General features: G+C 58.3%; 24 protein-coding genes and 2 tRNA genes. 8 read left to right on the forward strand and 18 right to left on the reverse strand.

Annotation, left to right across the window (positions count from 1 at the left end; all coding sequences use genetic code 11):
• The first annotated feature begins 51 nt into the window (after positions 1–51).
• Positions 52–471 (forward strand): DUF2934 domain-containing protein, encoded by a 420-nt coding sequence (locus QSV77_RS04310; protein ID WP_302732627.1) that lies wholly within the window; start codon positions 52–54, stop codon positions 469–471.
• Between the two features lie 100 nt (positions 472–571).
• Here the strand turns inward: QSV77_RS04310 and QSV77_RS04315 are convergent.
• A tRNA-Asn gene (locus QSV77_RS04315) sits at positions 572–646 on the reverse strand.
• Between the two features lie 176 nt (positions 647–822).
• Between QSV77_RS04315 and QSV77_RS04320 the strand changes: the two genes are divergently transcribed.
• On the forward strand, positions 823–1,101 hold the full coding sequence (locus QSV77_RS04320; RefSeq protein ID WP_142839582.1) for a hypothetical protein: 279 nt from the start codon (positions 823–825) through the stop codon (positions 1,099–1,101).
• Positions 1,102–1,104: 3 nt separating this feature from the next.
• Here the strand turns inward: QSV77_RS04320 and QSV77_RS04325 are convergent, their stop codons facing one another.
• Positions 1,105–1,749 carry an exopolysaccharide biosynthesis protein gene (locus QSV77_RS04325; protein ID WP_046800349.1) on the reverse strand — a complete coding sequence of 215 codons (645 nt, stop codon included), beginning with the start codon at positions 1,747–1,749 and terminating at the stop codon, positions 1,105–1,107.
• A gap of 519 nt (positions 1,750–2,268) precedes the next feature.
• On the opposite strand from QSV77_RS04325, the gene QSV77_RS04330 reads away from it, so the two are divergent.
• Both QSV77_RS04330 and QSV77_RS04335 read left to right on the forward strand, forming a co-directional pair.
• Positions 2,269–2,856, forward strand: coding sequence for a YqaA family protein (locus QSV77_RS04330; RefSeq protein ID WP_302732628.1), 588 nt, complete (start codon positions 2,269–2,271; stop codon positions 2,854–2,856).
• A 138-nt stretch (positions 2,857–2,994) separates the two neighbouring features.
• Positions 2,995–3,549 carry a dual specificity protein phosphatase family protein gene (locus QSV77_RS04335; RefSeq protein ID WP_302732630.1) on the forward strand — a complete coding sequence of 185 codons (555 nt, stop codon included), beginning with the start codon at positions 2,995–2,997 and terminating at the stop codon, positions 3,547–3,549.
• A gap of 327 nt (positions 3,550–3,876) precedes the next feature.
• Here the strand turns inward: QSV77_RS04335 and QSV77_RS04340 are convergent, their stop codons facing one another.
• Positions 3,877–4,080, reverse strand: coding sequence for a hypothetical protein (locus QSV77_RS04340; protein ID WP_142839585.1), 204 nt, complete (start codon positions 4,078–4,080; stop codon positions 3,877–3,879).
• A 353-nt stretch (positions 4,081–4,433) separates the two neighbouring features.
• Here QSV77_RS04340 and QSV77_RS04345 point away from each other — a divergent pair, with 353 nt between their 5' ends.
• Positions 4,434–4,574, forward strand: coding sequence for a hypothetical protein (locus QSV77_RS04345; RefSeq protein ID WP_137002497.1), 141 nt, complete (start codon positions 4,434–4,436; stop codon positions 4,572–4,574).
• Between the two features lie 392 nt (positions 4,575–4,966).
• Here QSV77_RS04345 and QSV77_RS04350 read toward each other — a convergent pair whose 3' ends face one another.
• A complete protein-coding gene (locus QSV77_RS04350; RefSeq protein ID WP_302732631.1) occupies positions 4,967–5,227 on the reverse strand; it encodes a hypothetical protein in 261 nt (86 codons plus the stop codon).
• Between the two features lie 273 nt (positions 5,228–5,500).
• Positions 5,501–5,577: transfer RNA gene (locus QSV77_RS04355), tRNA-Pro, on the reverse strand.
• Positions 5,578–5,805: 228 nt separating this feature from the next.
• Here QSV77_RS04355 and QSV77_RS04360 point away from each other — a divergent pair.
• Entirely contained in the window at positions 5,806–6,342 is a 537-nt protein-coding gene (locus QSV77_RS04360; RefSeq protein ID WP_142839586.1) for a DUF1269 domain-containing protein, read from the forward strand.
• A 70-nt stretch (positions 6,343–6,412) separates the two neighbouring features.
• Here QSV77_RS04360 and QSV77_RS04365 read toward each other — a convergent pair whose 3' ends face one another.
• The 6 genes from QSV77_RS04365 to uppC form a co-directional block, all read right to left on the reverse strand.
• A complete protein-coding gene (locus QSV77_RS04365; RefSeq protein ID WP_302732633.1) occupies positions 6,413–7,054 on the reverse strand; it encodes a hypothetical protein in 642 nt (213 codons plus the stop codon).
• Positions 7,055–7,228: 174 nt separating this feature from the next.
• Complete coding sequence (locus tag QSV77_RS04370; RefSeq protein ID WP_003496532.1) at positions 7,229–7,378, reverse strand: hypothetical protein; 150 nt, start codon at positions 7,376–7,378, stop codon at positions 7,229–7,231.
• 78 nt (positions 7,379–7,456) lie between these two features.
• Positions 7,457–8,698: a polysaccharide biosynthesis O-antigen ligase family protein UppF gene (gene uppF, locus QSV77_RS04375; RefSeq protein WP_302732634.1), complete on the reverse strand. Its 1,242-nt coding sequence runs from the start codon at positions 8,696–8,698 to the stop codon at positions 7,457–7,459.
• Positions 8,695–10,248, reverse strand: a complete 1,554-nt coding sequence (uppE, locus tag QSV77_RS04380) for a polysaccharide biosynthesis glycosyltransferase UppE (protein WP_271361062.1) — start codon at positions 10,246–10,248, stop codon at positions 8,695–8,697. Before uppE ends, uppF begins: the two co-directional genes overlap by 4 nt.
• 240 nt (positions 10,249–10,488) lie before the next feature.
• On the reverse strand, positions 10,489–11,631 hold the full coding sequence (gene uppD, locus QSV77_RS04385; protein ID WP_302732635.1) for a polysaccharide biosynthesis type 4 glycosyltransferase UppD: 1,143 nt from the start codon (positions 11,629–11,631) through the stop codon (positions 10,489–10,491).
• A gap of 16 nt (positions 11,632–11,647) precedes the next feature.
• Positions 11,648–12,220 (reverse strand): polysaccharide export protein UppC, encoded by a 573-nt coding sequence (gene uppC, locus QSV77_RS04390; RefSeq protein WP_046800338.1) that lies wholly within the window; start codon positions 12,218–12,220, stop codon positions 11,648–11,650.
• A gap of 210 nt (positions 12,221–12,430) precedes the next feature.
• On the opposite strand from uppC, the gene uppB reads away from it, so the two are divergent.
• A complete protein-coding gene (uppB, locus tag QSV77_RS04395) occupies positions 12,431–14,710 on the forward strand; it encodes a polysaccharide biosynthesis protein UppB (protein ID WP_302732638.1) in 2,280 nt (759 codons plus the stop codon).
• Positions 14,711–14,726: 16 nt separating this feature from the next.
• Here uppB and uppA read toward each other — a convergent pair whose 3' ends face one another.
• Together uppA and QSV77_RS04405 are read right to left on the reverse strand one after the other, a co-directional pair.
• Positions 14,727–15,959, reverse strand: a complete 1,233-nt coding sequence (gene uppA, locus QSV77_RS04400) for a polysaccharide biosynthesis GNAT family N-acetyltransferase UppA (RefSeq protein ID WP_302732639.1) — start codon at positions 15,957–15,959, stop codon at positions 14,727–14,729.
• 97 nt (positions 15,960–16,056) lie between these two features.
• Positions 16,057–16,269: a DUF2842 domain-containing protein gene (locus QSV77_RS04405; RefSeq protein WP_046800379.1), complete on the reverse strand. Its 213-nt coding sequence runs from the start codon at positions 16,267–16,269 to the stop codon at positions 16,057–16,059.
• 229 nt (positions 16,270–16,498) lie between these two features.
• Between QSV77_RS04405 and QSV77_RS04410 the strand changes: the two genes are divergently transcribed.
• Positions 16,499–17,617, forward strand: coding sequence for a COX15/CtaA family protein (locus QSV77_RS04410; protein ID WP_302732640.1), 1,119 nt, complete (start codon positions 16,499–16,501; stop codon positions 17,615–17,617).
• 6 nt (positions 17,618–17,623) lie between these two features.
• Here the strand turns inward: QSV77_RS04410 and QSV77_RS04415 are convergent, their stop codons facing one another.
• From QSV77_RS04415 to QSV77_RS04435, 5 genes are all read right to left on the reverse strand, one after another.
• Entirely contained in the window at positions 17,624–18,469 is an 846-nt protein-coding gene (locus tag QSV77_RS04415) for an aminoglycoside phosphotransferase family protein (protein ID WP_302732641.1), read from the reverse strand.
• Positions 18,470–18,479: 10 nt separating this feature from the next.
• A complete protein-coding gene (argC, locus tag QSV77_RS04420) occupies positions 18,480–19,412 on the reverse strand; it encodes an N-acetyl-gamma-glutamyl-phosphate reductase (protein ID WP_302732642.1) in 933 nt (310 codons plus the stop codon).
• Between the two features lie 69 nt (positions 19,413–19,481).
• Positions 19,482–20,435, reverse strand: a complete 954-nt coding sequence (gene speB / locus QSV77_RS04425) for an agmatinase (protein ID WP_302732643.1) — start codon at positions 20,433–20,435, stop codon at positions 19,482–19,484.
• Positions 20,435–20,767 (reverse strand): XRE family transcriptional regulator, encoded by a 333-nt coding sequence (locus tag QSV77_RS04430; RefSeq protein ID WP_302732644.1) that lies wholly within the window; start codon positions 20,765–20,767, stop codon positions 20,435–20,437. The genes speB and QSV77_RS04430 overlap by 1 nt, the downstream gene beginning before the upstream one ends.
• Positions 20,757–21,122: a type II toxin-antitoxin system RelE/ParE family toxin gene (locus tag QSV77_RS04435; protein WP_302732645.1), complete on the reverse strand. Its 366-nt coding sequence runs from the start codon at positions 21,120–21,122 to the stop codon at positions 20,757–20,759. Before QSV77_RS04435 ends, QSV77_RS04430 begins: the two co-directional genes overlap by 11 nt.
• Positions 21,123–21,149: the final 27 nt, after the last annotated feature.

Below are 21,149 nucleotides of genomic sequence, written 5' to 3' on the forward strand. Positions count from 1 at the left end.
TTTTTCAGTGGCACAATCAAAACCGGTGCAACGCAAAGAGGGAGGCCTGTTATGAGCTATGATCGCGAAGCCGCAATCCGTGAAAAAGCGCGCGCAATATGGGAGAAGGAAGGCAGACCTGACGGGCATCATGAGCGCCACTGGAGCGAGGCGGAACGGGAAGTCTCCGCCGGTGCCGGAGCCGCAAAGACGACGGGCAAGAATGGCGTGAAAAAATCCGCAGCTGCCAAGACCTCGGCATACAAGACATCAACGGACAAGGCGCCGGCGAAGAAAACGCCAGCGAAGAAGGCTCCGGCAGCAAAGGCCAAATCCCCCGCGGTAAAATCGCTTGAGAAGGAGCAGAAGTCGACGGGCAAGGCCAAAGTCGACGATCTCACGGAAAGCCTTGAAGAAAGTTTCCCGGCCAGCGATCCGCCGGCGCTCACCAACGCCGCAAAGGCAACGAAGCGCGCGGTCAAGAAGAGCTGATTACTGGAAGGCCCGCCAGTCAGGTGGGCGAAAAATGCCACGAACCGGATCGGGCGAATGCAGCTGCACTTCGCTCTTCAAAACACGTTTTTGAGAGAAATGGCTCCCCGGGCCGGATTCGAACCGGCGACCTGTCGATTAACAGTCGAATGCTCTACCGCTGAGCTACCAGGGAACGTGCGCTGCTTGGCGCGGTGTGAGCGGGGTAATACAAATGCTTTTCCGATTTGCCAAGCGGTTTTTTCAAAAAAAACGCATTCCTCTTGTTTTATCCCTCTGAAGTCCCGATTTTCCGGGCTTATCGACGTTCAAAAAATTATCCACAGGCCAGACGCTGAAGGGCAGGATGGAATGAAATTCGGAATGAACCACAAGACGGGTCGCCTCCATGTCGGAAAATGGAGCCTTGCCATGCCGCGTTCGCGGGTTGGCAGGATCGCCACCGGCTCCGCTCTGGTGGTTGGCGGAACGTTGGGGTTTTTGCCCGTTCTCGGTTTCTGGATGATTCCGCTCGGTCTTGTCGTACTTTCGCACGATCTGCCGGCGGTGCGCCGCAGGCGGCGAAGGCTCGCGGTCTGGTGGGCATCGCGGCAGAACGGCCGCGAGGCCCGTCGCAACAGGGGACAGTAGGCCTTATCCACCGATCGAGCTGCTGATGCCCTGTCCGGCCCAGAAAGCGGCATAGGCAAGCGCTGCGAAATAAATCGCCGTCAGGCCGAGAAACAGATAACCGCCGAGCACGGTGACGCCGTCTCTTTGAATCATGCCCGCAGATAAAAGCAGGATGGCGACACCGGGCAGGGTGTTGGAAAAGGGAATGAAGCCGAGTGGCATCATCAGCAACACACCTGCCGTCATCAGCGCCAGACCGTTTATTCTGTTGGCGACAATGCCGGTGGTGAGCGCCGGTACACGCGGGCGAATAAATCCATCCAGCTTGGAAACGATGGCGACACCTTTTTGAAGCGCCGGCACCAGCTTTGCCGTTTCCATCTGCCGGTCGAGGATTTTCGCCGGCAGCCATGGCAGGCGGTTCAGCGTGATTGCGAGACTGACGAGGATGATCGCCGCGCCGAACACCGTGCTGACGCCGGGAATGGAGACCGGAATGAGAAAGGGCAGGGACGCAATTGCGCAGATAAGCAACAGGCCCTGTTCGCCGATTGCTTCCATCAGTTCGCGCAACGTGATCGTCTGGCCCTGCAACTTGCCTATAAGCTTCTCCAGCGTGGTGCTGAGCTTTTCAGACGTATCAGTGAATGCGAATTCGTTCGTCATGCCGCTTCCCGGAAGTTGTTTTAACTCCGGGTTTGATAACATTCATCCGGCCACATGCCTATCGCCGATAGAAATCGGCATCGTCATGGTTCGTCGTATCTTTCGCTCTATTAGTGCGAAACCCAGTGGCTATAGGCGCCGGCGAGAAGAACCACCAGCAGGATGGCCAGTATCACCGGATTGATCGACGTAATGAAGTTTACATAGTCCATGATAACTTCCTCCACTTCTTACGGCTTTTATTCTACAGCAAAAAGGCGAGTTCATCTACCACAGGGTGAAATTTCGCAGCGCAGCAACCGCATGCCGGTGTGGACTGGAATTGCTGGCATTTCTCATTTTCCGCGATGCAAAAATAAATCTTCCAACATTTGCCATTCTCTTGCGTTGTGTCTAATCCTGCTGCGGCGCTGGCTTTTCTGCGTCTGCTGCGCGCCGCCGTAAATCGCCTGAATGACCGGTGAGATGCCTCGGCACTCCCGCCTTGACTTCGCTCCACACTCTTCCCGGGGACATGAAATGCTGAAAAACATCTACGCCTGGACGATGGCGCTTGCGGCGCGCAAAACCGCCGTATGGTGGCTGGCGATCGTCGCTTTTGTGGAAAGCTCCGTCTTCGTCGTGCCTGCGGATGTGCTTTTCCTGCCCATGGTGTTGGCCAAGCCGAAAAAGGCGATGTTTTATGCGTTTGTGGCGACGGTCGCCTCGGTCCTCGGCGGCATCGCCGGCTGGTTCCTCGGCCATTATGCTTTCGAGAGCATCGCGCGGCCCATCCTCGAATTTTACGGCAAGCTCGACAGTTTCGAACAGCTGAAGAACTCGGTGGACTACGAAACCATCGTTCTCCTGCTGGTGACATCGGGACTTGCACACCTGCCGCCGATCAAGGTGGTGACGATCCTCTCAGGCGCGGCCAATATCAGCCTCGGCCTCTTCATTCTTTCGGCCGTCGTCACACGTGGCGCCCGCTTTTTCATTCTTGCCGGATTGCTGCAGAGATATGGTGATTCAGTGCGCCATTTCATCGAAAAACGCCTCGGCGTCATCACGGCAGCAGTGGCCGCGGCGCTTATCGCGGTCTATGCGGTTTACGTTTTCGTGCGTTGATCGAACGCAATTTTTTTACTCTTACAATACTGTCGCATAACTTTCAGCTTGCTGTCAGAATCCGTCTGTATCGGTTCTCCTGTCGAGTAAGGGAACCGTTTTATTATGCGAAGATTTTGGAAGTGCTCCTTTGGGGGCATGGGCTTTGTTGTGCTTGCGGCAGGCGGATATCTTTACGCCATCCAGCTCCTCGGCAACTTTCACGAGGTGGTGGCCGGTCAACTTTACCGTTCCAACCAGCCGAGCAATGAAGAGCTTGTCCGCTACACCAGGGATCACGGCATCAAGACGGTTATCAACCTGCGCGGACCGAATGAGTCCCAGACCTGGTACCGGGACGAGGTTGAAACAGCGCGCGAGCTTGGATTGAAGCACATCGATTTCGGCATGTCGGCCAGCCGGGAACTCAACATGGATCAGGTCAACCAGCTCGTCGCGATCATGCGCGATGCGCCGAAACCGATCCTCATCCATTGCAAGGCCGGCGCTGACCGGACAGGCCTCGCCACCGCTCTTTACCTCAGCCGCGTCGCACGCCTCGGCGAGAAGGAGGCGGAAAGCCAGCTTTCGGTGCGTTACGGCCACATCGGCATTCCCTATCTCTCGGCAACCTATGCCATGGACAGAACCTGGGAGAATGTGGAGCACATGCCAATCACCGACGACTTCGCCATCGCCTCAAACGAGTTCTGAGGGCGCTTCAAGCTGATCCTGCGTAAATCATGGATCGTTCCCGGCACAGGGATTTGCGTTCTGTCTTGATTGCCGATGCGATCAGGCTGCACGCAATTCTCGGTGCGGGCTTGCTCAATTGGCGAGGCCATGACAGCGGCGGAGCGGTGATAAGGCGGATCAGGATGCGGTCCGTAATCGACCCGACCCGCAATGCACTATCTTGTCGGAAATATCTTGCCGGAGGGCGATTCTGGCAGGTGCGAGCTCCATCCACATCAAAGGCATGGTCCGTCAAAGTTACGGTCTCATCATCCGATAAACCGCATCCAGCAGCAAACAGCCGACTCAATCGCCTGCCATATCCGGCGTCCAGCCGCGCGTATATCCTTTGCCCATGATGGCAACCGCAAGGGAAAGCTGTTCCTGCAAATGCTCGATTTCACCAAGCAGCGTTTCGACGGCCGCCCTCGCATCGCCATCGTGACACTGGATGACGTATCCGGCTATGTCGTCCGGCCGTACGGGGGTGGTTTTCGCAGCATCGGACATCTCGGTGACCTCTCTTTTGTTCACTAAATGTTCTAATTTTAGCGAAGAGTCAACAAAGCAATGCGCGCAATCATTCTCTTTGACGAAAGGCGAGTGGCATGAACAAAGGGCAAATCGCCAACCTGTTGATTACTAGGCATTCCTCGCTACCGGACTGAACGAATGGCGGCTGGTGAGCGCCATACGGCAGTGGATGGCTGAGGCATGACGCAAGCGCCCCGGATGAAACAAACGGGGCTGGGCTGCGTCAAAAAGACCGTGCTTGCGTGCATGAATGAAGTTGCTGAAACAGCAGTTTTGACGTAGCTCTAGTCGCGGGAGATTATGTCAAGAATAGACTGGAAATATTCAAAATGACGGATTGGAATTGGGTGGATTTGTTCCCTATAGTCTTCTTCCCGTTCAAGATTATCGTATTGGGTACGGGCATGTACTTCGCCATCAAGTGGCATCACGATCAGGCGAAGAAGGAAAAAGAAACCAGCGGATCGTAAACGCCCGCCGGACACACTCGTGACGCCTCAGATTAACCCGGCCAATATCGAGTGATGCGGCAGCAATGCGCGCAACAGGGCAAGGCCACGCGCACCTTCATCTCAAACACCTGTTCCAGCGACTGCCGCTCGAAAATCATTCTGATCGCTTCAGCCGCATCGCTGTCATCGCTATGCGTTGACTTATAAACGCTAGTGCCGCGACTGAATCCCCGTAGTCACCACAATGGGCTATCTTTGCGTTTGATAAGTTTCGAGGGGCAAATCACCACTCCATAACGAAGCAACAATTGCGACCGACGCTAACGCCGAAAGCCCTTGTCCTCCGCAGGGTGGTGAATACGGCGGGTGGCCCCACAATTATCCTGCGACTTGGTTCGTGTGGGCAGACCCTAATGGACTGCGGGATCCTCGTCTTCAAGAAAGCTACGAATGCCGTCCTTTTCGCACGTGGCAAGGAATTCTTCCCATGCATCTTTATCGGTGGCGAACGGTTCGTCCCAGGTGGTGACAAGGTCATTTTCGCTTATGACCTCAAGCTTCCAATCCTGCTGTGTGCCGGCGGCTCGGTAGATATCGACGAGGACCGTGACACCGTCATCTTCGAATTCGCCTGAAAATTCGGAGTGTTCGATTTTTGATTTCTTCGCCATGTCAATGTCCTTCAGGCTCAGGCTTCGTCAGGGTGCTGGGGGCGTGCTTGAACACGATAACCGTCAGGGGGACGGCGATGGCGGCAGGAACAAATTTGGTCTAGCGCTCAATCAATCAGCCTCCAGCAAATCAAATGCGCGCCGTCAGGACGGGAAAGAACCAAACACCACGCAAAGCCTAACGCGCAGTTGCGAGAGTGGACCCGAGGGCTGCAATGTCGCTAAAACAAATATAGCCAGCTCTGGGGGAACTGGCTATCTATCTGATTTTTATGGTCGGAGCGGCGGGATTCGAACCCACGACCCCTTGACCCCCAGTCAAGTGCGCTACCGGGCTGCGCTACGCTCCGAACCTGAAAGCCGTTTATATATAAGCCTGTTAGGGCGCAAGCGGAAAATCGCCTTTTCTCAAAAAAAGGAACAAAGGGTGTGGATGGCGGGCAGGGGACAGACTGTCGTTCCGCTCTCTACCGGTTGCTTCCGTCAAACGCATGACACATCCTCTTTCCATCATGGCTGGAACCTGCCGTGAACTTCAGCGTTCAATTGCAGCGGAATTGAAACTCAGGGAGATAAATATGTCCGAACTCGTCGTTGTTGGTTTTGATGGAACGGAAGAGGCCGACCGCGTTCTTCTGAAGCTCGCCGGCCTGAAAAAGGAATATCTGGTCGATCTGGAAGACGCCGTGGTCGTTGTTCGTGATGAAAACGGCAAGGTGCATCTGAAGCAGAGCGTCAATCTGACGGCGCTTGGCGCAAGCTCCGGTTTTCTGTCCGGCGGCCTCTGGGGCGGCCTTGTCGGCCTGCTGTTCCTTAATCCGTTGGCGGGCTTTGCAATTGGCGGCGCAATTGGTGCCGGCACGGGCGCGCTGGCGGGTTCGCTGACCGATTTCGGCATTGATGACGATTTCATCAAATCCCTTGGCGAAACCATTCCCAATGGCTCTTCGGCACTGTTCGTGCTGATCCGCAAGGTACAGCCGGAAAAGGTTCTGGCGGAACTGGAAGGGCTGCGCGGCCGGGTCATCAAGACCTCGCTGTCTCCTGAGCAGGAAGCGCAATTGCAAAAAGCTCTGTCGGGTGAAACCGCGCAGGCGGCTGCGCCCGTCGCTTGAATGGCAGGAACAACGCTGCGGCATGATCGATGCCGCAGCGTTTTGTCCAGATGGGTTCGGAAGCGGCCGCTTAGACGGTCAGCGTGCCGGGTTTTGCCTGCGGCCAGGTGAGATAATAATAGCGGCTGCCGACGCTGCCGAAAAACGCGTTGTCGCCGGAAATCCTGTCAACATAAGCGCCGCTGGCGCTCTTGCTATAGGCTGAGCCGTCGCGTTTGAGGTGATCCTTCAGAAAATCGCTCCAGCCCGTCGTGGCGATCTCGGTTGCGGGTTTCGAGGTGGTTTTCGAATCGGCCTTCACGTCCCACGCCTTGATCTGCGCGCCTTCGGATGGATCGGATACGGTGAGCGTGCCGGCGGCCAGTGCTTCCAGCATCGCCTTTGCCTGCGAGGCCTTGTCCGGGTCCTTGGACAAATCCTCCAGCATCGCCTTCAGATCCTTCATGAAACCGGCCTGCGTAATATCGCCGGATGAAGCCTGAGGTGTCGTCTCGGTCTGCGTCTCCACGCCGGCGGTCTGCGCATATTGCGCCAGAAGCTGTGTCAGCCTCGTATTTGTGGAAGAAGACGTATCGACGCCATAGGCGCCAGGCAGCGCTGCCCGCGACGAGGAAGATGAGGTCGCGGTGGAGTTGTCATCCTGCTCCTTGATGGCCTTGAGGGCTAATCTGGTGGCGGTGAGGCGGGTGGACAGGTCGACGGAGGAGACCATTTCGATAACTTTTCCATGATCAGCCCGATACGCATCATTCGTACCGAACCGGCTTGGCGCGGATTGTTGATCCCGCCTTTCGTCTCCTCTCATAAGAAGACCGGGTGCGTCCCACGCCGCTTGGGCTTGGGGTGCACCCGGTCTAATGAAGGAAGTTTGCGCGACGCTTGCGCCTTAATTTTCCTGAACGGAAACGCCGTTCGGGCCGATATTCATCTCGATGCCCTTCGGTTTGCTCTCCTCGTGCCAGACATAGGCCCCAAGGCCGACAAGGACCACCAGGAGTGCGCCGATGATGAGATAGAGATTATTGGTCTGCGTCATAAGATGTCTCCCCGTTTGACGATCATAATCGCGGGCTAAACGCATGAAATCGCGAAGGGTTCCGTAAGGGGAAGCATTTTAGGCGTGGCTTGTGCGGCGGCGCAGCTTTTCGCGTTTTTCCAGCGCCATGCAGCCCCACAATATGCCGAGCAGCAGGAAGAAATGCCGCCAGTGATCGGTATCGATGACGGCGCCGATCATGACGTGGCCGACAAAGGTCACCCAGGAAATGATCAGGAACGGCTGCCACGGCCGCGGCCGCAGCAGATGCCTGAAACCGGCAGCGATCGTCCAGCAGATCAGCGTCAGATAGATCACGAAACCGAACCAGCCATGCGTTGTCAGGCTTTTCAGCCAGATATTATGTTCGGCGGCGGGAAAGATATTGTCGAACACCATCGGCCCGATGCCGAGCGGATGTTCCATCGCCAGCAGGAAACCAAGATAGTGACGGGCAAAGCGCCCCAGATGCCCACCATCATAGGATTGCACCGCAGAGGCGCGGCTGAAGAACAGGTCGGAGACCTGTTTGAATTGCAGCGCGATGATGACGGCTGCGACCATGAGCGCGACCGCAACGAGAAACAGCACGAGAATTTTCAGCCGAAACGCGGCAGTGCGCTCCTTCAGCAGCATGACGAAGACGAGCAGGAGGGCGGCGAACAGAAACAGGCCCCATGCCGCACGCGAAAACGACAGGAACACGCCAAGCGACAGGATCAGCAGGCCGAGGATACGCCACGGCGCATGCATCGCCTTGCCGGTGAGCAGGCCATAGATCAGGTAAAGCGACGGTGTCACCAGGAAGGGACCAAAGACGTTCGGGTCCTGAAAGGCACCCTTGGCGCGATCGTAAAGCGTGAAGACCTCAAAGCCGGGAAGGGCGTGAAAATATCCGATGATACCGAGCAGCGAGGTTATCAGCGCCGCGGCGAGCCAGGCGCGAAAAATCAGCAGCAGCCGCTGGTACTTGTCCTCGATGATCGCCGCGTAAAAAACCGAGGTCAATGCCAGAAAGGTCGAGACGGCGAGGTAAAGCGGCCCCTCGTCCAGATCGGCCATGGTGGTGAGCGAAAGGTAACCGCCGACATTAAAGGCAAGCAGCAGGCACAGCAGCAGCACGACGGTGCGGGAAAGGCGCAGGCCCAGCAGGAACCAGATGGCCACTTGCCCGACCATCATCAGCTCGTAGGGCGCCGGTTCGGAGATGACGAAGCCGGAGAGGAACACGCCGAAGGCAATGAAGAACGAACCGACGAGCCGCATGGCGGCCAGAGGCGCATCAAAACCCGGTGCGTGTTGGTAACCGACGTGGGTCAATAGGCATTTTCCGATTTGAGCAGCCGTATCGGCGTCAGGAACAGGATCTTGAGATCGAGGAAAAGCGACCAGTTCTCGATGTAATAAAGATCATATTCGGTGCGGAACTTGATCTTGTCGCCATGGTCGATTTCACCGCGCCAGCCATTGATCTGCGCCCAACCGGTCACGCCGGGCTTGACCTTGTGACGCGCGAAATAATGCTCCACCACTTCGGTATATTTCAGATCACCCGTCTGGGCATGGACTGCGTGCGGGCGCGGGCCGACCAGCGAGAGATCGCCATAGAGAACGTTGAAGAGCTGCGGCAGCTCGTCCATCGACGATTTGCGCAGGAAACGGCCGACCGGCGTGACACGCGGGTCGTTCTTAGTGACGGCCTTCTTGGCGGTGGGATCGCTGAGTTCCGTATACATGGAACGGAACTTCCAGACATTGATCGTCTCATTGTTGAAGCCGTGACGCTTCTGCTTGAAGAGGATGGGGCCTTTGGACGTGGCCTTGACGGCAATCCCGGCTCCCAGCATCACCGGCCAGAAAAGGGCGATGCCGAGGAGGCTGAAGGTGATGTCGAATATCCGTTTCGCCACCGAATCCCAGTCGCGGATCGGCTTGTCGAACACATCGAGCATCGGCACATTGCCCACATGCGAATAGGCGCGCGGACGGAACCGCAATTTATTGGCGTGAGCGGCGATGCGAATATCGACCGGCAGCACCCAGAGTTTGCGCAAGAGCTGGAGAATGCGGGCCTCTGCGCTCAGCGGCAGGGCGATGATCAGCATGTCGAGCTTTGTCAGGCGGGCAAATTCCACCAGTTCGGCAAAGGTGCCGAGCTTGGGATAACCGGCGACGACATCGGGAGAGCGCTCGCTTTTCCGGTCGTCGAAAATCCCGCAGATGCGGATATCGTTGTCCGACTGCTGCTCGAGCGAACGGATGAGGTCTCTGGCAGCATCGCCACCACCGACGATGACGGCGCGGCGTTCCATGACGCCATTGCGGCCCCAGTGGCGAATGGCAAAGCCAAGGATCAGCCGTCCGGTGAAAATGGCTACCGCGCCAATCGCATACCATATGCCGAATGCCGGCCAGGAATGCAGCGCATTGGGAAAAACCACGAGCAGGAAGCAGGCGGCGCCCACGAAAGACAGACAGACGGCGCCTTGAATGCGGGCAAACATTTTCAGCGGCGTGCGCAGCGTCGGTAACTGATAACAGTCGCCCGCTTGCAGCAGGAACACGCAGAGTGCCGCACCCAGCACGCCGGCGCTGAAAACCGCCAGAAAGGTTTCGAGACCCCGATCGGCGGCGATGCCGTTGACGATGGCGGCGATGACCACGAGCATCGTGAATTCCAGCAGCCGCAATTGGCCGATCACCATGTTGGGTGAATGGTTGCCGGCACGCAGCTGGTTGGCAATCTGCCGCGCAAGCGGATTGAGAACGACGGTCTCGGACGGCGAAGGCTCACCGGCTTCGCGCTCGGAGATTTGCTTGCGCAACGACGCCAGATCGAATTGCAGTCTGTCCTTGTCAGCCTTGGTCATTACTTGGTCCGCACCCTCTAGCGGATCGGCCCGAAAATCGAAATCGATTTTCGATGGGAACGATGCGCAACTTCAAAGTGGTAAAGCGTCCTTGCGTAGCGTCCGAACGGACACACGCGCTCTACGAGCAGGAAACTAGCCGAAACATGCTAAGAAACGTTTATGATGCTTTTCTACAGGATGGCGGAATATACAATTAAAAATCGTGTTTTTAAAATGTCTTTAGACGTCAGGCGCGCTTTAGCGTGAAAGCAGGTCGCGATAGAGCTTCATCATGTCATCGGCCATGACAGGCGTTGAAAACTTCGCCTTAAAGCTGTTTGGTGGGGGCATCACCCGCTTTGACCAATCGCCGTCTTCAGCGTCCCTGACCATGACCTTCGCCAGCGCCTCGGCGTCTCCGGCCGGAACCAGTGCCTCGCTGTCTTCTCCCAGAACCTCCGGAATGCCGCCGACATGTGAGGCGATGACCGTCTTGCCCGCCGCCAGCGCCTCAAGCACGATATAGGGCATGGCTTCGGCGCGCGAGGGCACCACCACGGTCTCCGCCAGCTCGAAGGCCTGTCTGGCGGGCATGGCGGCATGCATGGCAATCCGCTGGGAAAGCCCAGATTTGTCGATCATCGCCGCATATTTGTCCCTGTCCGGCCCGTCACCGACGATAACGCCGGACATGGGGTGACCGACGCTGCGCTCCATCCTGGCGAAGGCCTTGATGAAGACATCCGGGCCCTTGAGGTCGCGCAACATGCCGATATAGAGGAAACGGGCTGCGTCCTCGCGGGTCGGCACGGTTTCGAACTCGCTTTCCTGCACGCCGTTATAGATCATCGCCGTCCGGGTGCGCGGCTTGCCGACCTTGGCTTCATAGGTTCGCTGTTCGAAATTACAGACAAAACAGAGCGCGTCGGTGAAGTGTTCCTGAAACCGCTCGAGCCGCAGGAACAGCTGCCCCTTCAGGCTCTTGCGGTCGTAATGCAGGCTGCCGCCATGCGGCGAGTAGAGGCGGGCTACGCGATACCTGTTCGCCCGCAACAATGAGCCGATCAGCCGGGCAAGAGCGCCACCCTTGGCGCTGTGCCCGTGCAAGATGTCCGGCCGCAAACTTTTTATCTGCTTGTAGGATCTCCAGAGCGCCGGCAGGTCACCCGGGCCGATGGAGCGCCTGATGGGCAGGCGGGTAAGCCCCAGCTCCAGCATCGGGGCGATCTGGGCGAAAAGCCGTTCCTCATGTGCGCCACCGGTCGAACTGTCGCAGACGATGCCGACCTTGTGGCCCTGTTTGACATGTTCTTCGATCAGGTCGCGCACATGGCGGAAGACACCGCCGACGGGGGAGCGGAAACAGTGAATGATGCGTAGGGGAGGGCCGTCATCCGACACGTGTGCCACTCCGTTTTCAGAAGAAGCGTTCACGTACATAGACCGTATCGCCCGCAAGAATGGGTGCGGTGATGCCGATCCGGCCGGTCATTACTTCGGCGTTGATCTTGCGGGTAAGATCGACATCGGCCTGATTGGCGCGCGGGGTGAAGCCGCCGGCGATGGCGATGGCGTTCTGCACCGTCATGCCGGGCACATAGGAATATTGGCCGGGACGACCAACTTCACCCATGATGAAGACGGGGCGATAACGGTCGATCTCGATCGTCACGTCCGGATCGCGCAGATAACCCTGGCGCAATTTCGCGGCAATGGCGGCTTCGAGTTGCGGCAGCGTCTTGCCGCGTGCAGGAACCTGACCGACAAGCGGGAAGGCGACATAACCAGCCTGATCGACCGTATAGGTATTGGTCAGCCCCACCTGTTCGAAAACGTTGATGCGCAGCCTGTCGCCGCTATCGACATGATAGGGTTGCAGGGCCGCCTCATTGAATGAGCGCGGCGCGGGTTGATATGCCGCGCAACCGGAAAGGGCCGTCAGAACGGCAAGCGTCAGTGCGGTGACATGTCGTGATCCGGCGAGCGGCATCTCATCTGGCTCCGAGTCGATCTATGAGCATTCTTATCGTTCTGTTAGGGTTAATGCGCGGTAAACGGCCAGTCCGGAGTGTCGCAATATCCGATTTATTTTGTCGGATTCGCCGGGATTAACTGTTGTGTTACCGCCAAGACTTACAATTCGCGAAAATTGGCCATCTATATTTGAGCGCCCGAGGTTTGTCTCGGTTACGGAGCCCACATGAACGGCGATCGCATGGACGACAGGGATGTGGATATCGATCTGGCACAGCTTGTTGCAGCCATATGGCGGCGCAAGGGCCGGATCGCGGCCGTCACGCTTCTGGCCGGCGGCGCCGCCTTCGTGATCGCCAGCATGATGGCGCCCGCCTATAAGGGTGAAGCGCGTGTCCTCATCGAATCCCGCGCGGCCTCTTTCGGTGCTTCACAGCAATCCAATGCGCCGGCCGAGCCGGTGCTTGATGAATTGACCGTCTCCAGCCAAGTGCAGATCCTGCAATCGGTCGACCTCATCAAGCAGGTCGCGAAAAACATGAAGCTCTATGAGCTGGAGGAGTTTGATCCGGAAGCGCGTCCTTCGCTGGTGTCGGGCCTGCTGATTGCCGTAGGTCTCAAGAAAGATCCGCTGCAGGTGCAACCCGAAGAGCGGGTGCTGAAGGCCTTCCGCGAGAAATTGCAGGTCTATCAGGTCGAAAGCTCACGCGTCATCACCGTTGAGTTTTCTTCTGAAGATCCAAAGCTCGCCGCGGCCATCCCCAACGAGATGATGAAGGCCTATATCGCTCTGCAAAGTGGCGCGAAACTCGACACGAGCACGGAAGCGGCGCGCTGGCTGGAGCCGGAAATTGCCAATCTGCGCGAGAAGGTACGTGAGGCGGACAGGAAGGTCGCGGATTATCGCGCCTCATCCGATCTCCTGTCGGCCGGGCAGGGCGAAACGCTTGCCACCCGCCAGCTCAGCGATATCTCGACCGAACTAGGCCGTATTCGTGGAGAGCGTGCGAATGCGGAAGCGCGGGCGGAAGGCGTGCGCAATGCGCTTTCAAGCGGCCGCCCTCTCGATACCTTCCCGGATGTCGTCGGTTCTCCAACGATCCAGCGGTTGAAGGAAAACGAAACGGGTATCCGCAGCCAGATTTCCGATCTGACCTCCTCGTTGCTGGAAGGCCATCCACGTATTAGGGCGCTGCGCAACCAGCTGGAAGGCATACAGCGGCAGATTCAGGAAGAAACTCGCAAGGTGCTGGCAAGCCTGGAAAACGAAGCCAATGTTTCCCGCCTGCGCGAACGGCAACTGGTGCAACAATTGAACGTGCTGAAATCCGAAAGCGTGCGCGCCGGGGAGCAGCAGGTCGGCCTGAACGATCTGGAACGCGAGGCTTCGGCCCAACGCCAGCTTCTGGAAACCTATCTCGCCCGTTACCGCGAGGCGACCTCGCGCGCCGGTTCGGTGGATTCAACGCCCGCCGACGCGCGCGTGATCTCAGGCGCGGTGGAGCCGCGTGAGCCCTATTTCCCGAAAACCGGAGCCATCACCATCGTCGTCACGCTGGCGACCTTCCTGCTCTCCTGCATCGTCGTCATGCTGGTGGAACTCTTCACCGGGCGCGCCTTGAAGCCGGTGGGCAGAAATCAGGTTCCACCGCTCTCCGATCCGCCCGCGCCGACGCGTAAACCCGCTGACAGGGACGAGACCACGGATTTGCCGGAGCAACCGGTTGCCACCCATCATGAGGCGTCGCCGCCGGCCGCCCAGGCCATGCCCGCTGCCGCCTACCAGCAGCAACCCATTGTCGAAGAGGTGCGGCCGTTACCCGCCGTTGCCGCCACCGCTGCTGCTTCGGCTTCGGTTTTGCCGGTGGAAGAGGTCGCACCTTTGAAAGAAGAGGCGACGAAAGAGGAGATCGAAACCTCCGACGATTTCTCGATCGATGCCGTTGCGGGCTTTCTGGCCACCCGTCTTGCCAAACCCGTCGCCGCCGTTGTGTCTCCAGCCGGTGACAGCGGTTCAACTACCACCGTCATGCTGGCGCGTGCCCTGTCTGAAATGGGCCGCTCGGTCGTTCTCGTCGATATGACGGCTTCGGCCTGTCCCACGCGTCTTATGGTGCCCGAGGCCGGGCTGCCGGGTGTCATGGATCTTCTGGCGGGCGCTGCTGCCTTTGGCGAAACCATTCACGGCGACCGGCTGTCCGATGCGCATATCGTGCCGCGCGGCAATGCGCAGCCGCGTGAGGCCATGCGGGCCATTGATCGCCTGACGATGATTCTAAGCGCCCTGTCTGACGCCTATGATACGGTTCTGGTTGAATGCGGCGCGGTGCAGATTTCGAGCCTTGAAAAAATGCTGCGCAATCTGCCGGCGGAAATCATCGTTTCGGTGCCCGGCAAGGATGGCGAGATGCTGGAAAAGACGCTGGGTGAACTGGTGGCCCAGGGTTACGAGCAGGCATTGCCGATGACGGGTATGCGCAAGCCGGGTCATCTGAGCGCCGCCTGACCGACGGAAAACCCTCTCAGTCAGTGGCAGACATGGCGTCCGTCCTTGGCCGTCCGGCGCGAAAACGCTGGATCAGCGCATAGAGCGCCGGATTGGACTTGATCAGGCTTTTCGTTCTGGCGATGGCGACATAGGCCGAGGCCGCTGCGCGCCCCTTCAATGTCACCGGCAGGAATATATCGTGCTGGGCGGTGGAAAGCGGGCACCAGCTGCGTTTGTAAAGCTGGTCGCCGACGCCGAAATCGAAGAGTGCGGCTTTCTCTCTGCAGGCCCGTTCAATCATCAGCCAGAACAGCAACTCGCCGGGGCTGAGTTCCGAAACCGCCTCATCGATCGAGCCGAACTGGCAGATGATGTGGTCCTGCTTGCGCGAAAGCCCGGATATGGCGGCAATGACGCCCTCGTTTTCGCCATGCAGTCGAATGGCGTGCAGCTCCAGAAGACTGTCCGTGCCCGTTTCCGGGAAGTTGGCCAGATCGTAGAAAAAATCCTTCACCGATTGGCTTCGAAAAACATCCGGGATGCCCTGAGAGGCGAAGCGGGTGGCCTTTTGCCGGAAGAAGGCCTGCAATAATTCGCATTTTTCCTGTGGCGAACGGGCAATCACATGGCTGTAACCGCCCATTTCCTCGGCCCTGCGGCTCTGGATACGGAATTTCTTCCGCCGCCTCTTGGCATTGACCTGTCGCAGGGTGCTTTCAAAACTCTCCAGCAGCGGCAGTTGAAAGGCCGGGTTCTGGTTTTCGACGGAGGCCAGATACGAAAGCGGATTGGTCCTGCTGCGCCAGCTGAGCGGTATGTTCTGCAAGGCCAGAATATCCGCCCGGCCATGCAGCAGTTTTCGCGCCTCGCGGGCAATCGCCGCCGCCGTCTTGTGTTCGGCCTGTTCGGCAAAGGACGGATCGAAAAGCCCGGTATTGATATTGTTGAAACGGCCGCCCGGAAAACGCGCTTTGCGGATGCCGCTCTCCTGCACGATTTCGAGCGGCAGCAGGAAGACCGCCTTTGCGCTTTGTCTGCCGCGAATGATGAGCAATGGGCTTTTCTGGGTCTGTGCCCAGATGGAGCACCAGCCGAACCCCTGATGCAGGGAGTTGAGCGGGTCGCTCTCCATCCGCTCCCAGTCGGCGCGGATGGTGGAAATGTCGTCGACAAGATCGATCACCAGACGGTCGGCACCCCGCCGCTCGCCTTGCATGGCGCTCGACGCTTTGCCCTCGCTGACTGTGACCGGCCCCTCAGCCGCCATCCACTCTCTCCGGTTGTTTCGGTGGGACTATATCGCTGAGCGGCAAACAATCGGTTTATAAAATTGCGACCTCAGGGTGTTGCGCAACGGTTGGCGCTTATCCCTGTTTTTTGGGGCCAGCCATCCATTTGATGATGAGCATGGCCGGCAATATCCACAAAAGCCCGCTCAGCACGAAATAGGCCAGATGCACCCACCAGGGTGATTGCGCCAGTGTCGCCGATGCGATGGCAGTCGCCGCCACGGCGTAGATGACGACGAGGCAGATGATGACGATGGTGCCGATAAGCGATCTGAGGCGAGGGGGCATGAAATCTTCCATCATGAGAGCATGTCTCCCAAAAGTGTCATCGATTTTGGGAAAAAGACACGCGTAAAACAAAAAAATAGATCGTCTTGGCGATTCGACGAAGAGGCAGGACGATCTGATATGTAAGCGCGACTATACCGCCGCGACCGGATGCCGCAAACCCTGAGGCCTTGTTTTGTGGTGCCGGTTGGGGCTAATCAACATGACTGTATGAGGGAGACCTGAAAAGATGCGTTCGAGCAGCATGACGATGGCAAACGGTTCCGCGGAAATGGTGGTGGAGGCTGCCCTGCAGCAGCAGGAAAAGAACCGCCGCCTGCTGCGCATCTGGCTGCGCGTCGTTCTCTTCACGCTTTTCTGTCTCGTGTTGGTCGGCGGCGCTACGCGGCTTACCGAATCCGGCCTGTCGATCACCGAATGGAAACCGATCCACGGTGCTATCCCGCCGCTTTCGGTTGCCGAATGGGAAGAAGAATTCCAGCTCTACAAGCGCATCCCACAATATCAGGAAATCAACAGGGGCATGTCGCTTGACGAGTTCAAGACGATTTTCTGGTGGGAATGGGCGCATCGCCTGCTTGCCCGCGCCATCGGTCTCATCTTCGCCCTGCCGCTTGCCTTTTTCTGGTTGACCGGCCGTGTCGAAAAGCGTTTGCGCCTGCCGCTGGTCGGTCTTCTGGCGCTTGGCGGTTTTCAGGGCTTCATCGGCTGGTGGATGGTCTCTTCCGGTCTCGTCAATCGCACGGATGTTTCGCAATATCGCCTCGCCACACATCTGACCATCGCCTGCCTCATCTTCGCCGGCTGTATGTGGATATTGCGCGGCCTGTCGCATCATTCGCCTGAGGCGGCTGACGAAAAGACGGGCAGGGGCTTTGCCGGCCTGTTGACGGTCCTCTGTCTGTTCCAGATCTATCTCGGCGCGCTGGTGGCGGGGTTGAATGCCGGCCTTTCCTACAATACCTGGCCGCTGATGGACGGCTCACTGGTGCCGGGCGATCTCTTCCTGCAGCAGCCCTGGTGGATCAACCTCTTCGAAAACCCGAAAACGGTGCAGTTCATCCATCGTCTTGGCGCCTACACGCTTTTCGCCGCCACGCTGTGGCACATGGTGTCCATTGCCCGTGCCCTGCCGAATACGCCACACGCCCGCCGGGCCGTACTGTTCTTCGTGCTCGTTTCCATTCAGGCGGCGCTCGGCATCACCACGCTTCTCATGCATGTGGATATCCACGTGGCGCTCGCCCATCAGGGCATGGCATTGATCGTGCTTGGATTTGCGGTCGCCCACTGGCGCGGTTTCATTGGTGAATATCCGGCGCCTGTCGCCGTCGAAGTCAGGGACTGAGCGCGTTCAGAACTGCTTCAGCACCGTTTTGACAGTAGCCGCGACAGCGAGTTCGTTGTCGCGCTCTTCCGCATTGCTGTCCTCATCGTGCCATGCGGCCGAAAGGCAGCCATAAGCGAAGGCATATTGCAGCAACACCCGTTCATCCCGCTGCAGCGCCCTGGAAAAAATCGCCGCCATGGAGGCGATACGTGCCTCGCTGCGCGTCAGATCGAAGCGGTCGAGTGGATTGGAGAACATGTTGGCGACATCAAGCGCCGCATCGCCAATCAGGCCCGCCGGGTCGATGATGATCCAGCCGCGCCCGCTGCGCATGATGTTTTCGTGATGCAGATCGCCATGCAGCGGCTTCACATCCCGTTGCCGGTCAATCAGCTCCTGCGCCATCGCGGCGGCGTCGATATAGATGCTCTCCACGCCGCTGTTGCGATCCTGCTCGGCCTTGCGGAACAGGCTTTCGAAATAGAGAGGCAACGTCAGCAGGCTTGAGGGCGGGGGCTGCTGCGATGGCTGATGGTATCGGAGCAGAACATCGGCGGCGATTTCCGTGGCCGCATCGTCGTCACCGTCGCGGAACAGTACATCGCGCAGGGTTTCCGCGCCGGCATGTTCCATCAGCAGAATGTCATCGGAACGCTCAAGCAGCTCCACGCATCCGACACCCGCGCGCCACGCGATGAAATCCGCACCGCGAAGGCTGTCCTCAAGCACTTTCTTTTTCAGGACTTTGGCGACGGCTGGAGAGCCGTCACCACGCGTCACCGCGTAGACCACCCCGGCCGGCGTATCGGCAATCTGTTTTGCGGCCTCGATATTCCACGAGGCCGGAAAAGAGGGGATGGTTCGGCTCATGCAAAAAACCTCATGCCGACAGCATCAGTTCCATGTTCTGCACAGCCGCGCCGGATGCGCCCTTGCCGAGATTGTCGAGCAGCGCCACGAGGTTGATATGTTCGCCGCCCGGCGTGCCGAAGACGAAGAGCTTCATCGTGTCCTTGCCCGCCAGTTCCTCGGCATCGATGCGGGAAAGCCCCTTGCTTTCGGCACGTGGCACCACACTGACGATGTCCTGGCCCGCATAATGGGCGGTGAGCGCGGCATGCACCGTCTCGATGCCCGTGCCTTCCTTGAGGTCGGCGGCAAACAGCGGCACCTGCACGATCATGCCCTGCGGGAAGCGACCGACGGAAGGCGCAAACAGCGGCGCGCGGTCAAGCTGGCCGTGAATGGTCATTTCCGGCACGTGCTTGTGGGAAAGCGTCAGGCCATAGAGGAAATTATTGGCGCTGATCGCGTCGTCGCGGCTCTGATCTTCCATCTGCGCAATCATCTGCTTGCCGCCGCCGGTATAACCGGAAACCGCATTGACGCTGACCGGATAACCATCGGGCAGGATGCCGGCAGCGCGCAGGGGGCGGATGAGGCCGATAGCGCCTGTCGGATAGCAGCCCGGATTGGCGACGAAGCGGGCGGAGCGAACCTTCTCACCCTGCTCGCTGTCCATCTCGGCAAAGCCGTAAGCCCAGTCCTTGTGGACGCGATAGGCGGTGGAGGTGTCGATGATGCGGACATTGTTGTTGCCGGCCACCATCGAGACCGCTTCCCGGGAAGCATCATCCGGCAGGCAGAGGATGGAAATGTCGGCGTTGTTGAGCATATCCTCGCGCATTGCGGCGTTGCGGCGCTCGGCTTCGGGAATGGACAGCAGGTCAATATCGCGGCGACCAGCAAGGCGCGTGCGGATCTGCAGACCCGTGGTGCCGTGTTCGCCATCGATGAAGATCTTCGCTGTCATGTCCTTGTCCTGACTTTTCAAAGGGTTGTAAGGGTATTCGGAATCAGTTTGGCAGGTGCCGTTTTTGTGTCAGCCGGCCTTGGCCAGCCGTTCGGCACGCAGGCCAAGCATATACATTGCAACGGTGGCTCCGGCAATGGCGGTAATATCCGCATGATCGTAAGCGGGTGCCACCTCCACCACATCGGAGCCGCGAATATCAAGCTGGCCAAGGCCGCGCAGGACCGAGAGAATCTTGGCGCTGGTCGGTCCGCCGGCCACAGGCGTGCCGGTTCCGGGCGCGAAGGCCGGGTCGAGGCAATCGATGTCAAAGGTCAGATAGGCAGGCATGCCGCCCGTATGCTTGACGATCAGCGAGGCGATGTCGCTCGCCAGCATCTCCTCCACCTCGTAGCCGTGGAGAATGCGGATGCCGAAATCGTCAGGCGCATGGGTGCGAATGCCGATCTGGATCGAGCGGTCCGCATCGATCAGGCCGTCACGCACGGCGCGGGCCACGAAGGAGCCGTGGTCGATGCGTTTGCCATCGTCGAACCATGTGTCCTGATGCGCATCGAACTGCACCAGCGCCAACGGCCCATGCTTGGCCACATGCGCCTTCAAAAGCGGCCAGGTAATGAAGTGGTCGCCGCCGAGCGTCAGCAGATAATCCGTCTTGGAGATGATGCTGCGAGCTTCCTTCTCGATCGTATCAGGCGTCTTCCAGTGGTTGCCGTAGTCAAGCAGGCAGTCGCCATAATCGACGGTCGGCATATGGGCGAAGAGATCGCGCGCGAAGGGATATTGCGGATCGTTATCGAAAATCGCCGAGGCCCGGCGGATGGCCTGCGGCCCGAAGCGTGCACCCGGCCGGTTGGACGTCGCCGCATCGAAGGGGATACCCCAGATCGCCGTCGAAACGCCCTTGAGGGTCTTGGTATATTTGCGCCGCATGAAGGAGAGCACGCCCGCATGGGTCGGGTCGGTGGCGGCTGAAGTCACCGTGGTTGCGGTAAAGGCATGGTCGATGGTTTTGCCGGCCATTATTTGTCCGCCTTTTCAGCAAGATCGGCAAAGTTGCGAATTTTGATCGCGCGGCCGTCAAAGCGGGCAACGATTTCCAGTTCGCCGCCCATCGCCTCGATAAACCGGCGCAGCGTTCCGACATACATATCGGCCCGTTTTTCCAGCTTGGCGACCGAGCTTTGGCCAATATCCAACGCCTGCGCTATTTCGTCCTGTGAAAGCTTCAGTGCCCTGCGAACATCCGCAAGATCCATTTCCTCTTCCAGACGATGGGCTTCGGCTTTTGACTTCATACGTGCATCATCCGACATTCGGTCGCGCAACTGTGCGAAACTGTGCCTACCGCTCATGGTACTTCTCCTTTTCAAGCTCCGTCAGATGCTCGTCATAAAGTGTATCGGCAATCGGTATCATGCGATCATAGAACCGTTTGTCACCCGTCTTGTCGCCACCGATCAGCAGGATCGCCATTCGGCGTGGATCGAAGGCATAAAATATCCTGAGCGGTTTTCCTCCGCTCTGAATACGTAATTCCCGCATATGCGCGTGCCGTGATCCATGAATACCGCTCGAATAAGGAAACGGCAGGCGAGGGCCTCGCTCCTCCAGTTTCCGAACATAAGCGTCGATGCTGATGTGCTCGCTTTCCCCAAGCGTTTCCCACCATGCTCCGAATTCATCTGTATACTCGACAACATAGCTCATGCGGCAATATTATTCCCTTGAGGGAAT

It is taken from the genome of Agrobacterium sp. V1, assembly GCF_030518355.1.
In the GTDB taxonomy this organism is placed as follows: Bacteria; Pseudomonadota; Alphaproteobacteria; order Rhizobiales; family Rhizobiaceae; genus Agrobacterium; species Agrobacterium cucumeris.